This is a genomic window from bacterium, from assembly GCA_020444325.1.
Lineage (GTDB): Bacteria > Bacteroidota > Ignavibacteria > SZUA-365 > SZUA-365 > BM516.
In genome coordinates, this window is sequence record JAHLLD010000002.1 from 485,175 (window position 1) to 497,954 (window position 12,780).

Genomic DNA, 12,780 nt, shown 5'->3' on the forward strand with positions numbered 1-12,780 from the left:
AAGACGCGAAACACACCTTTTCCGGAGTTGTCATGTTTGCAGAAGTTCTTATTCCACTTTCCTTTTTTGCCGCGGTCGCTGCCATCCTGTGGAAATTTTTCGACACACGGCATAAACTGCGCATGGCCATTGTCGAGCGCGAACAGGTGAATGAAAATCTTCGCCATCTGTTTCGTCATGTCACGGCTCGACCGAACCGTTATTCTACGTTGAAGTACGGACTGATGGCGCTGTTCATTGGCATCGCGCTGCTCGTGGTGATACCGCTGCAGCAATTCGCCTGGGCCGAGCATCATGAAGGGGAGCTGATAACCGGCATCATTTTCATGGCTGGCGGACTCGCCTTCCTCGTCTACTATTTCATCGTATCCAAACGTGAAAGCGAGATGGAAGCCTGACGCTGTGCGGCATGCAGCTCAGGGCATCACGAATTCGCGCTCGGGACTGCGGATGGAAAGAACGGGACAGGGAGCCTTGCGCACGACTTTCTCCGCGGTGCTTCCGAACAATGCATGTTCGATTCCCGAGTGTCCGTGCGTCGCAATGATGATCAACTCAGCATTTTCTTCTTTCGCCAGCTGAATGATCTCCACAAAAGGTTTACCGGATCGGATGACGCTTCGCGAAGCGATCCCTTCCGGTATTTCCCTTTTCTGCAGGGCTTCCAATTGCTCCTTTCCCTTCTCATGCAGCTCGCGCTCGACAGAAGGCAAAGCGACCTGTCCGAAACTGAAGTCCGCCGGATAAATCACCGGTTCGACAACATAGACCAGCACGAGTTCAGCGTGGAAGGTCTGCGCGAAATCCACGGCGTAACGAAACGCACGTTTGGAGTACTCGGAAAAGTCGATGGGGACGACAATGCGCGTGATCTGTGGCATATGACCTCCTTCCGTGATGATGAATGTATATATGAAATATAGCATCCGTACGGGCAGAGTCAATTGCAGAATGAGGCCCCGCTGTGTCGATGCGGGTATGCTGTGTCGATGCGGGTATGTTGTGTCGATGCGGGTATGCTGTGTCGATGCGGGTATGCCGGATCAGGGGCAATGCAGGTCGTCGTACCAGTTGACACCCTCCTGCGTGGCGCCACCACCGGACCATTCCGTCGCGTCGGGGCCGACGTCACGAAATTCTCCGATGCCTGCACCGCCATGATCATCCTGCGCTCCAGCGACCACCGTATATCGCCAGTGATCGAAGGCACCTCCCAGGTAAACCCGTGGAATGGCGAAATGGATGACGCCCGTCGCAGCATCACCGAAGGCATCCGCCGTGGTTTCCGGCACGAACTCGGTGATGATTTTTCCCTTCGCATCCAGCATGCGAACGCCTCCGCCCACGAGTATGAGCCTGTCGTATCCGCCATTTTTCAAGAAGTAGCCTGAATTATGACCAATCTGCATCGATTGCACGCTGCTGTCATGTGATTGATCGATCGCGATGGCAAGCATGGTCAGCTGGAAACCGTATTCCGGGTGCCAGCCAGGCTGTGAAAGCGCCTGCATGCGGATGGTGAAGTAGACATTGTCTGCATCAGCGGTGACAGAAAAATCCCGCAAATCGAAACTTCCAGGGCGAAAGACGCTGCTGAGGGGATAGCGATACTGCTGGTTCATGCCGGTGTCGTCACCGGGAGGATCTACGGTTTTACACAGAAGCTGTACCTTGTCGCCGCGTGCGGTCGCGACGGCCGGGGGAATGCGGGGCCAGGGCGGCGGCTGCAGTGTGGCAATGCCCTCGGTATCGCGGGGACTGGCGAAATGAAATTCTGACCTGAAGATCTCGCCGCTCGCTCCTGCGTTTTCATGGAACTGCAGTGACAGGGATTCGCCTGGTTTGAGGAGGGCAGGGGACGGATTGTCGACGTGGAGGCTGATAATATCATTTCCGTCGATGTGACTGAGTGTTGCGGTAATGGAAGCATCGGGCTCTCGTACGTAGCGAACGCGAACCCGGTTGTCCCCGAACCTGGTTGTGGCTCCAATATCAGTCAGCGCCGAAGGCAGGTGAGGATCAAGTATCAGTTCACAGCCAGTGGAAGAATAACGGGGTCGGAGTCCGAGATAATCACGATACATACTGCGCAGATACTCTGCGTCGCTCCACGCCTGGGAAAATGTTCCCGACCAGCGGGGCCACGCATTCCCAGCACGTGGAAGCGCATCCGTGTTCTCCGGGATGGTGCCGATAGCGCCACTCTCCATGGCGTAGTGTTGCAGTGAACGTGTCAGCACCCAGGCGGAGTCCGCGGCCCCGTAGCGGGTGAGCACATCGATGGCAGCACCGCTCAGCCAGGTCCACACCGTGCCGTTATGATAGGCGGCATCCTTTGGATAGAACCGCGCCGCTTCATGGTAGGGATGGAAGTTTTCATCGTGCTGATCCAGTGAGGCGACACCCCAGGGATACGTGAGGCGGGAAAGCAGTTCGCCAAATATTTGCTGCTTCCTGCTATCATCCATTCCATCGAGCAACGCGCCTTCGGTCAGGGTAAACAGGACATTCGGACGCAGACTGTTGTCCGCTTCACCTGAAACGTTCAGATGATCATGAATATTTCCTCCGAAAAACATGGGCTGGCGCTGATCCTCGGGTGACAGCAGTTTGTGCCGCGACTGGTCGAAGAAATATTCCTGGAATGCTACCTTCAGCGCATCGGCGCGCTCACGGTACATTGCAGCATCTCCCGGCAGTCCGAGAACATCGGCAGCCTCGGCTGCGGCAAGCAGCTGTCCATGCCAGAGCGCCTGGATATCGATCGCACGATTCCCGCGGGGAGACCAGGGTCCTTCGGGACCCACGGCATCCATCCATGTTTCCGCATCGGCATGCGTAAGGAAGCCGTGGCTGTCGGTATGCCGCAGAGCGCCTTTCACGGTGCGACGGATATCAGGGTAGACCCGGCGAAGGAAAGCGGTGTCGTTGCTGACACGTACATACTCCATCGTCTGTATGACGAGTCGTGGCGTCCCGTCGACGGTATTGTAAATCACATCGCCCGGCTGCACGCGGTTGGGGATGCGGCCATAGGTGGCACTGCTGCTGTCGCTGTCCATGCGCTCGTAGAAAGAAGCGAGCACCTCGCGGGCTTCCTCGAATCGTCCCGTCACCAGCAGCGCGCCCGGAAGCGCAATGAAGGTATCGCGTCCCCAGTAATCGTCGAACCAGGGGAGTCCGGCATAAATCCCCCGTCCATGCTGCTGCATGACCAGCGCCCGCATGGAAGCGGCGATCCACGCAAAGGCTTCCATCGTTGCTGAATCGCTGCAGGTGAATCCCAGCGAGGCGAGGTAATCGGAAATGGCGACTTCCTTGCGCTTCATGATATTGAACAGTTCAGGCGGTGTGCGTGGCTTGAGCATGGTCGCGGCTGGAGCGAACTCGACCGTGAAATGCCACACGCCTGTGCAGCGTCCCATATAACATGCATTCAAGTACATGGGGGCGGGATTGCGCAGTGCGGCAACCTCGCGCGAACGGACCACCTCCCAGCTGCCCTGCATGCCCTGCACAAATGCCGCAGTGGCAAGCACACTGTCGCGCAGGCCATACATACCGGCGCTGACGGCTTCAACGGCCTGATTCCAATCCGCTGACCAACCAGGGTACACCGTCACATCTCCGCGATAATCGGTTTTCACCGCCACGGCCAGCAGGGTGAGGGAATCAGCGAAGGATACATGCTCCTCGGTATTGTGCAGCGGATATCTCCGCACAAAACCTGCGGGAGTGATTTCTATATCTGCTGTCGAGGGATCGAGGAGACTGTCTCCGAGCCTGATCCAGTAGTTCTCGAAGATTTTCCGTTTCGCCTGCGTGATGCCATGAAACCCGCTGCTGGGCGGACCATTCAGCACGCCGCAGTAAAACGCACTCATACGGTTTGTATAGGCGAACAGCCGGGCATCCTTCCCTGGCGCGATGCGGTACTGTGGTATATCCACCACACTGCGCTGCGCTGAAGTCTGTGCGGTCAGTGCTCCGGCAGTGGTAAGGAGAACGGCGAATGCGAGGAAATGGCGAAGGAATTTCATGTGCGCAGAATATGGAAAGATTGAAACATAGAAAAATGGAAACATGCCGCCGGAACAGCATGTTTCCATTATTCCATCGTTCGATTCTTCCATCGCGCTTGCGCGGGAAGCGCGAAGCGCGTTGCGTCAGCGTGTCAGGCTGATGCGGCGCAGCAGCGTTGTGCCGCCACCCTGCAGCTGCAGGAAGTATGTTCCGGGATGCATTGCCGTGGTGTTGATACTCAGCTGTCGCACGGCACCTGCGTTGAGATTGTCGTCGAGCACAGTGGCGACGGGACGACCGAGCAGATCGAAGAGCACAAGACGGTAATGTGCATCGCTGCCGCTCTGCAGCTGAATACGAAGTACATCACCGCTGCGCGCGGGCTGAGGTGCGACGGGGGAAAGTGTTGTCGGCAGTGTACGGGCGGACTGCACCGTAATCACGGGAGAGTAGTTCGCGCTGCCATCGAGGTCTATCTGACGGAGACGATAGCGCAGCATGCCGCTTCCGGCCTGTGTGTCCGTCCACGAGTACTTTCGTCCTTCACCATCCAGCGAACGACTGGGCACGAAGCCGAGCGTCTGCCATTCATTGCCCTTGGAGCGCTCGATCATGAAGCCATGATTGTTCGTTTCAGACGCCGTTGCCCAGTGCAGCAGCACCGTCCCGTCATGCACATCCGCATTGAAGGAGAGCAACTCGACCGGATACAGCACGGGCGTGCTGCCAATGGCGAAAGGTGTACCGAGCGCGGAGAGTGACTGTACACCGTTGATTCCCATAGTGTAGGGATCACCACCTTGCGCCGTAGTCGGTGTATGCAGGGCGTTCCAGTTTTGTCCGTTGTCGTTGGTGGAAATGAAACAGCTGCTGCGGTCGAAGCCGCTGGCTTCGGCGGTGGATGGCCAGGCGAAGGAAAGGTTGCAGTTCGTCGAACCGCTGCCGCCGGTGATGAGCCAGGTCGACTGCACCACACCCTGCGTCAGGGGACTACCCAGAACGCCACCGTCGAGCACTTCATCCGTCACGCGTACGGCGAAGTCGTTGAGCGACGCGGTATTCAGGATATAACAGGGGATGTAGTCTCCCGCGGCATTTGCGACGGGATAGAGTATCTGGCGGAAGCGTCCTGTACTGCCGATATCCAGCTGGCGCAGCACGCCGGTTCCATCGGTAATGATATTGCTTCCTGCCGAGCCACCGACGATTTCACCGCTCACGCCGATGGTGAGGTCATTGTCACCGAGAGTGATGCTGCCGTCCGTCAGCGTCAGTGTACCCGCAATGAGCAGGTTTCCGCTGAGATCGACGCCTGCTGCGTTTTCAATCGTTAGGTTCTGCAGCGTGCTTGCGGGAATTGAAGCCGGCGGCGTGCAGCTGGCGGGGATGGTGACATTGTCGCCGGCGGTTGGAATGGCACAGGGATTGTCCCAGTTTCCTGAGGTCTGCCAGTCGTCATCCACCGCTCCCGTCCATACCAGGTCCACCGGATCGATAGGATACACGGTGATGGCGATGGAGGTCGAACTGCTGCTGCAGCCGTTCGCGCTCGTCGTGACGGCGTAGGTACCGGATTCGGTAGCCGCGAATGAAGATGTCGTCGCGCCGGGGATATCCTGTCCATCCTTGCTCCACTGATAGCTGTAGCCCGTGCCCTGCTGGGCGAACAGCAGCATGCTGCCGCCTGCGCAGATGGCGGTATTCTGCAGGGGCAGGATTTCCGCGGTGGGCATGGGATAGACGTTCACCGTCTGCGGAGCGGAAAGCGTGTTGCAACCGCCGATGGAAATCTGCACACGGTAGTCGCCATCCTGCATCGCCGTGAGCACCGGCAGATTCGCGCCCTGCACGGGAACGCCGTCCAGCGTCCACATATACGCCGCTCCGCTCACCGTCGTGGTGCTCAGCTGCACACTGCCACCATCACAGAAGCTGGTGGGGCCCGAAGCGCTGATCGACGCATTGACCGTTGTGAAATTCCATGTGCTGGTCCACACTGAGGTACCTGACGATCCCGTGGCGTTCATACGCCAGTAATACGTCGTGGCTGGAGAGAGTCCCGAAACCTGTGCGCTCGTACCCGTGAGCGAGGCGTTGTCATAGACGGTACTGTTGAAGTTCTGATCCGTCGCAACCTGCAGGCGATAGCTGTTGGCGCCGCTTGCGGCCGACCATGTGAATGTGGGAGAAGTGCAGAGATTGCTGCTCAGGTTTGTGGGGGAAACGGGCGAAGGAGGGGGACTCGCGTCGGGTTCGATGCCGATCACCATGGCCTGGTGATAGTTGAAGGAATTGGAACCGGGCGTGATGTTGTCGAGATAGAAATATCCGTCGAGATATCCGCCCCAGCCGAAATTCATGTGGAAATAATCACTGCCGGTAAAGCCGTCGACCACAAATGCGTGTCCGCCCGATCCGTTGAGCTGCGATCCGCGGTAGAGCACGGGACGTCCGCCATTGAGCTCTGCCGTGAGCATGCCAAGCCAGCTGGAATTCGAATAGTTGCTGCGGCTGCGATACGAGATGCTGCTCTTGTAGCGGAAGAACACCGGCATGACCTGGTAGGAATAGAATATCGAGGAAGCGGAGCCAGAAGGACCGTAGTCCATTTCCACGCTCACGCCGCAATGATACATCAGCGTACCGATTGCATTCTTCGCGGTGGTGCTGCTCGATCCGCTGACGCTGTTCGGCATCGAAGACCAGGCATAGGTGGTGTTGCCGAAGTTGGCGGACTGCAGTCCATACGTCGCATGCGTGTAGCTGTGTGATCCCACACCTGTTGTCGGGAAATTCCAGAATTTCATGACCTGCGCCATCGCTGTTGCGACGCAGCCCGTGTACACATGTCCCCCGCTGCCGCCCGTGGCGGTGGTGGGACAATCCTTATTGTAAGGAAAGGTCTGATTCCATGTCGTTGACAGCATCGGGGAAACGGACATGATGCTGTTGCCGCCTCCGAAATACGCCGAGCGCTGCGTATCGTCCTCGAGCAGATCTTCCCACAGCTCGGCGGTCTTTGCAGGTTGCTCGAGCTGTGCTTCGATAGCCGCACGCAAATCCTTCGCTACGGTGATGAGCATGTTTTCCAGGGCGGGAGGCAGAGCGCTGCCGTCATAGTGGCCATTGCCGCTGTACATGAGGACAGGAACGGCGAGATCGTCACCGCTGACGATTACCACGCCCGCAGGCTGGAGATTAACGATGTAACAGGCTGTGAATCCTTCATGCATGTATAAGTGCACATCGTCTACGCGGTAGTCGACCGCGGTGCCGTCGTTGTGGCGCAGCATGAAGTGCACCGCAGCGGTTTCCGCAGTTTCGCGATCAACCGGTGCAGCGAACATGGGGGAAAGAACAAGGAGGGAAAGGAGACTGACGAGGAGAAGTCGTTTCATGTCGGGATGGGGAGATGTGATACAGTCGGGATCAGGCGAATACGGAGACTGCGGTATTCCTTGCTGACCAATCTACTTGCCCATGGTGGACAGGACAAGCCATGTATCGCGTTTTAATGAAGTTGTAATTTTGGTGTAAGATTCGGTCAGGCAAGTCGGAGTCCGTTTGCGCTGTCAAAATAATGGGCCTGAGCGAGATCGAGGTACACCGACACGTCTGCGCCGAGTTCATGTTGCTGCAGTTGTGTCGAGCGGACGACGACGCGGTGCTGCGCACTTTGCAGGTAGAGATACATTTCGCTGCCGAGCATTTCGGATACTTCATGCTGCAGAGTAAGCTTGACGGGAAACGCACACTCCTCCGGCGACGTGTGCATGTGTTCAGGACGAATACCGAGTACGATTTGCTTTCCACGGCAGCTCTCCAGCGCTTCACGCGCCTCGGCGATGCGATCACCACGTGTGTCTTCCTCCATCGGGAAGGGGAAACTGAAACTGCCTTCTTCAAGCAGCAGTGGAGTGGTTTTGGAAACGGACATGGTAATGAAGTTCATGCCTGGACTCCCGATAAAACCGGCCACGAAAGTATCGGCAGGTTTACGATACAACGTCACGGGAGTGTCGATCTGGTGAATGACGCCTTCCTTCATGACGGTGATGCGGTCGCCCATGGTCATGGCTTCCACCTGGTCGTGCGTCACGTAAATCATCGTCGTCTTGAGCCGCTGATGCAGCTTCTTGATCTCGGTCCGCATTTGGACACGCAGTTTGGCATCGAGGTTTGACAGAGGTTCATCAAACAGGAAGACGGTAGGCTTGCGCACAATGGCGCGTCCCAGTGCCACACGCTGCCGCTGTCCCCCAGACAACTCCTTCGGTTTGCGCTCAAGCAGGGAGGTTATTTCCAGAAGTTCCGCGGCTTCCTCCACACGTGCATTGATTTCGCTGCGTGCAAACTTCCGTAGTTTGAGTCCGAACGCCATATTCTCCCGCACATTCATATGCGGATACAGCGCGTAATTCTGGAAGACCATGGCGATATCGCGATCCTTCGGTGCAACGTCGTTCACACGCCGGTCACCGATGTAGATGTCCCCGTCGGTTGCGTCCTCGAGTCCGGCGACCATGCGCAGCGTGGTGGACTTTCCGCAGCCAGAAGGACCCACCAGCACCATGAATTCCCCGTCAGGTATGTCCAGATCGAGATCCGGAATGGTCGGGGGATTTTTCCCGTAGACTTTCTGTACCGCGCGTAATCGCACCTCAGCCATTTTCGTTCTCCGGCCGGGTAGCTGATTTCCCACGCATCATTTTCTTGAAGATGGAGATCTTCACCACGTACAGCACGGCCAGAAGGACGGTATAGCCGCCTGCCATGTAGCCGAACCATTCATGATCCCCGATCAGCAGGTACATGACCAGCAATCCGAACAGCAGCGTGACCGGAGTCGCGAGATAGAGGAGGAAGAAGAGCATGCGATCATTCATGGCGGATGTGCTTTTCCGGTGGAAATAGGGTAATTTACTGCCCGTTCTTCCCATTTGAAACAGTTACCGATGCACGTACAGGAAAAACCCCGGCTTTCGTTCTGGCAGATCTGGAATATGAGTTTCGGTTTTCTGGGCATTCAGTTCGGTTTTGCTCTGCAGAATGCAAACGTCAGTCGCATCTTCGAAACGCTCGGCGCAAGCGTCGACGACATTCCGATATTGTGGATTGCCGCACCGGCGACGGGACTCCTCGTACAGCCCATCATCGGATACATGAGTGATCGGACCTGGGGGAAACTCGGACGGAGAAGACCGTACTTTCTCACCGGGGCCATCCTGGCTTCCATCGCGCTAATCTTCATGCCCAATGCGCCGTTACTCTGGGTGGCGGCTGGTATGCTGTGGGTGATGGACGCTTCCATCAATATTTCAATGGAGCCCTTCCGTGCGCTGGTGGCTGATCTGCTTCCCTCCGAGCAGCGTACCACGGGATTTGCCGTGCAAAGCTTCTTTATCGGCACCGGCGCCATCATCGCGTCGGCCCTGCCGTGGGTGTTCACCAACTGGCTGGGCATCAGCAATACCGCCGGTGCGGGGGAAATCCCCGATTCCGTGCGCTTCGCTTTTTATACCGGGGCGGCGGCATTTATCCTCGCCGTGGGATGGACGGTATTCAGAACAAAGGAGTATCCGCCTGCGGACATCGAAGCATTTGAAAGGCAGCGCGGTGAAAGCAGGGGAGTGTGGACAGCCGTGCGCGAGATCGCGCTGTCCATCACCGGCATGCCACGTACCATGCTGCAGCTCGCCGTCGTACAGTTCTTCAGCTGGTTCGCACTTTTCGCCATGTGGATTTACACCACCGCCGCAGTGACACAGCATGTGTACGGCACGAGCGACACCACCTCGCTGCTCTATAATGAAGGGGCCGACTGGGTAGGTGTACTCATGGCCGTCTACAACGGCTTCGCCGCGATCATGGCATTCGTTATCATCTGGCTGGGAAAACACATGAGCCGGAAGACGATTCATGCCGTGTGTCTGCTGGTCGGGGGAGTGGGACTCGCCTCCTTCTACATCGTCACCGATCCCATGCTGCTCCTCGTCTCCGAACTCGCTATCGGACTCGCGTGGGCTTCCATTCTATCAATGCCATACGCCATACTCGCCGGTTCACTGCCGCCGGAAAAAATGGGCGTGTACATGGGCATCTTCAATTTCTTCATCGTTCTTCCCCAGATCGTCGCCGCCTCCATCCTCGGCTTCATGGTCAAGCACCTCTTCGCCGGTGAAGCCATTTACGCTCTCCTCACGGGTGGACTCTCCATGATGCTCGCCGCCCTCCTCGTCATCTTCGTCCACGATCCCGAGCCCCGATAGCAAGACAGATTGCAGATTGCAAATTGCAGATTTCAGATTGCAAATTGCAGATTGCAGATTGCAGATAGCAAATCTTGCTGGAGCAGGGATTGCTTCCCCTGCCGTGTTCCCGGGGGCGTGTTGCCATTGCGGAAGCAATCCCTGATTGCAGATTTCAGATTGCAAATTGCAGATTGCAGATTGCAGATAGCAAATCTTGCTGGAGCAGGGATTGCTTCCCCTGCCGTGTTCCCGGGGGCGTGTTGCCATTGCGGAAGCAATCCCTGATTGCAGATTCAGCATGGAAAGATTGAAAAATGGAAAGATGGAAATATGACCGTGCGCGGCGATATTTCCATCTTTCAATCATTCCATCTTTCCATCGCTGGCGGGCTCTGCATCATGCGCGGCAGGCCGCTTATCGGCGACGAATAGCCACAGTACTGCGGAGATGGCGAGCGAGATGGCGGCGATGATGAAGATGATGTTCTTGTCTGCGGCGTTTTTGATGACGATGCCGAGGCCGAGGGAAACGACGAGCTGAGGGAGGACGACGGAGAGGTTGAAAATGCCCATGAAGAAGCCCATGCGCTCGCGGCGGACGTTCTCGGACATGATGGCGAAGGGCAGGCTGACAACGGCAGCCCAGCCCACACCGGCAACGGCCATAAGTACGTAGAGGGCGAGTACGGTCTTGCCGATGAGCACAATGCCCAGGTAGCCGACTGCCATAATGGCGACGGCAATCATGTGCACGCGGACGCGTCCCATGCGTTCTGCGAGGGGCTCGAGTACGAGAACGGGAAGCACGAAGCCTACGGTGTTGAGGATGAGGAAGGAGATGCTGATGATCTGGCCTGTTTCGAAATCCGTCCCCGGCGCGAGTTTCTGCTGGATGTAGGCGATGATGTACACAAACATGGTCTGTATGCCCAGCCAGGAAAACGCGTGTGCAAAGTAGATACGCAGCAGCTGTCCCCAGTTGGTGGACTGCGGACCAGTCGCTGCAGTTTCATCACTCGACTCGTCTTCGACTTCCTGCGTTTCTTCTTCCTCAATAAACAGTGGGGGAAGGATGGAGAACAGCAGCACGACAACAGCTCCGGCGTATATCAGCACGTAGTTACCGAGTGTTGCACCGACGGCGTATGCGGCGACGCCAAAGAATCCGGAGATGGTCTGCATCCAGGTGTATCCGCGGGTGCGGGGATTGCCGTCGGGAGTGACGTCGGCAATGATCGAGCGGGTGGGATTGAAACTGATGTTGATGGCGAGATCAAGCGTGAGCGCGACGGTGATGGCCACGCCGAGTATGCCGTCGAAACCGAGTGCCGAACTGATGTGATGGATGTTCGGCAGTGCGATGAGCATGAGCGCAGCAAGAACACCGCCAATGAGGATGAACGGCCTCCGGCGACCGCCCCAGAACCAGACCCTGTCGCTGATGAGTCCGATAATTACCTGACCGAAGATGCCGGCGAGGGGACCCGCTGCCCAGACAATACCGATCTCATGAATGTCGAGTCCGTATTGCGTACTCAGTATCCAGCTCAGCGCTGCAATCTGTATCGAAAGCGCGAAGCCCATTGCCGTCGCAGGGAGACTGAGCAGGGCGTAGAAGGAATTGCTGAGCCGTTTCTGAATGTCGAGCATGCGCTCCTCGCGAAGTGATTAACCCTTGACGCTGCCGAGTGTGAGTCCGCTCACCAGCCATCGGCTGAGAAACAGAAACAGCAGCACGGCGGGAATGCTGACGAGCAATGCGCCGGCGGAGTACAGTCCCCATTCCGTGCTCATGTTGGACTGAAACATCTTGAGTCCGATCGGCAGTGTGAACATGTCTTCGTAATACAGTACCTGTGCCGCGACGACGTATTCGGTCCACGCAGCCATGAAGGAAAAGAGCGCCGTAATCACCAGCGCCGGCGCCGCCAGCGGCAGTACCACGCGGTAGAACGAACCAAAGCGTCCGAGTCCGTCAATACGCGCTGCTTCTTCCAGGCTGAAGGGTATGGTGTCGTAATACCCTTTCATCTGCCAGACGCAAAATGGGAGTGCGGTGGAAGAGTAAATGATGATGAGTCCCACAAAACTGTTGATCAGCTGCAGCTTCGCCATCATGATATACAGCGGCAGCAGCAGCATGGTCGCGGGAAACATCTGCGTGATAAGCAGGCTCAGCATTCCCGCCCGTCGGCCCGGAAAGCGAAATCGCGAGAACGCATATCCCGCCGTCGACGCAAGTGTGACACCGGTGAGCACAACCACCACGGTGACGAAAAAGCTGTTCCACACCCAGGTCAGGAACGGCCGTTCCGTCAGCAGTTCGATGTAATTATCCAATGTCGCGTTGTCGGGTATGATGGCCAGGCTGCTGCTCAACAAGGTGGATTCAGGACGCAGGCTGATACTCAGCACCTGAAGAATGGGGAAGACAGCGATGGCGACGAAGAAAATCACCACGATGTAGACAAAGGCCAGGAAGAGGGGAGAATCTTTTTTCTGCATA

At 56.9% G+C, this 12,780-nt stretch carries 9 protein-coding genes; 2 read left to right on the plus strand and 7 right to left on the minus strand.

The genetic code is table 11. From position 1 onward, the window contains the following. Nucleotides 1-32: 32 nt before the first annotated feature. A complete protein-coding gene (locus KQI65_04665; GenBank protein ID MCB2204019.1) occupies nt 33-398 on the plus strand; it encodes a hypothetical protein in 366 nt (121 codons plus the stop codon). 18 nt (nt 399-416) lie between these two features. Here the strand turns inward: KQI65_04665 and KQI65_04670 are convergent, their stop codons facing one another. The 5 genes from KQI65_04670 to KQI65_04690 all read right to left on the minus strand — a co-directional run bounded on the left by KQI65_04670 (nt 417) and on the right by KQI65_04690 (nt 8,909). Beyond that, on the minus strand, nt 417-881 hold the full coding sequence (locus KQI65_04670) for a universal stress protein (GenBank protein ID MCB2204020.1): 465 nt from the start codon (nt 879-881) through the stop codon (nt 417-419). Between the two features lie 162 nt (nt 882-1,043). Continuing rightward, nucleotides 1,044-4,040: a hypothetical protein gene (locus KQI65_04675; GenBank protein ID MCB2204021.1), complete on the minus strand. Its 2,997-nt coding sequence runs from the start codon at nt 4,038-4,040 to the stop codon at nt 1,044-1,046. A gap of 126 nt (nt 4,041-4,166) precedes the next feature. Beyond that, nucleotides 4,167-7,421 carry a C10 family peptidase gene (locus KQI65_04680; GenBank protein MCB2204022.1) on the minus strand — a complete coding sequence of 1,085 codons (3,255 nt, stop codon included), beginning with the start codon at nt 7,419-7,421 and terminating at the stop codon, nt 4,167-4,169. A 146-nt stretch (nt 7,422-7,567) separates the two neighbouring features. Further along, the gene (gene ugpC, locus KQI65_04685) at nt 7,568-8,692 is read right to left on the minus strand and encodes a sn-glycerol-3-phosphate ABC transporter ATP-binding protein UgpC (GenBank protein ID MCB2204023.1); all 1,125 of its coding nucleotides are present in this window, start codon (nt 8,690-8,692) and stop codon (nt 7,568-7,570) included. Further along, nucleotides 8,685-8,909, minus strand: coding sequence for a hypothetical protein (locus KQI65_04690; protein ID MCB2204024.1), 225 nt, complete (start codon nt 8,907-8,909; stop codon nt 8,685-8,687). Before KQI65_04690 ends, ugpC begins: the two co-directional genes overlap by 8 nt. 117 nt (nt 8,910-9,026) lie before the next feature. Between KQI65_04690 and KQI65_04695 the strand changes: the two genes are divergently transcribed. Next, nucleotides 9,027-10,292: an MFS transporter gene (locus tag KQI65_04695; GenBank protein MCB2204025.1), complete on the plus strand. Its 1,266-nt coding sequence runs from the start codon at nt 9,027-9,029 to the stop codon at nt 10,290-10,292. Between the two features lie 345 nt (nt 10,293-10,637). Here KQI65_04695 and KQI65_04700 read toward each other — a convergent pair whose 3' ends face one another. Both KQI65_04700 and KQI65_04705 read right to left on the minus strand, forming a co-directional pair. Then, complete coding sequence (locus KQI65_04700; protein MCB2204026.1) at nt 10,638-11,924, minus strand: MFS transporter; 1,287 nt, start codon at nt 11,922-11,924, stop codon at nt 10,638-10,640. 18 nt (nt 11,925-11,942) lie between these two features. Next, nucleotides 11,943-12,779, minus strand: coding sequence for a sugar ABC transporter permease (locus tag KQI65_04705; protein ID MCB2204027.1), 837 nt, complete (start codon nt 12,777-12,779; stop codon nt 11,943-11,945). Nucleotide 12,780: the final 1 nt, after the last annotated feature.

What these genes read in the sequence shown, in the direction of transcription:
- KQI65_04665 (MCB2204019.1), top strand. Translation starts at nt 33, where the DNA reads ATGTTTGCAGAAGTTCTTATTCCACTTTCCTTTTTTGCCGCGGTCGCT.
- KQI65_04670 (MCB2204020.1), bottom strand. Translation starts at nt 881, where the DNA reads ATGCCACAGATCACGCGCATTGTCGTCCCCATCGACTTTTCCGAGTAC.
- KQI65_04675 (MCB2204021.1), bottom strand. Translation starts at nt 4,040, where the DNA reads ATGAAATTCCTTCGCCATTTCCTCGCATTCGCCGTTCTCCTTACCACT.
- KQI65_04680 (MCB2204022.1), bottom strand. Translation starts at nt 7,421, where the DNA reads ATGAAACGACTTCTCCTCGTCAGTCTCCTTTCCCTCCTTGTTCTTTCC.
- ugpC (MCB2204023.1), bottom strand. Translation starts at nt 8,692, where the DNA reads ATGGCTGAGGTGCGATTACGCGCGGTACAGAAAGTCTACGGGAAAAAT.
- KQI65_04690 (MCB2204024.1), bottom strand. Translation starts at nt 8,909, where the DNA reads ATGAATGATCGCATGCTCTTCTTCCTCCTCTATCTCGCGACTCCGGTC.
- KQI65_04695 (MCB2204025.1), top strand. Translation starts at nt 9,027, where the DNA reads ATGAGTTTCGGTTTTCTGGGCATTCAGTTCGGTTTTGCTCTGCAGAAT.
- KQI65_04700 (MCB2204026.1), bottom strand. Translation starts at nt 11,924, where the DNA reads ATGCTCGACATTCAGAAACGGCTCAGCAATTCCTTCTACGCCCTGCTC.
- KQI65_04705 (MCB2204027.1), bottom strand. Translation starts at nt 12,779, where the DNA reads ATGCAGAAAAAAGATTCTCCCCTCTTCCTGGCCTTTGTCTACATCGTG.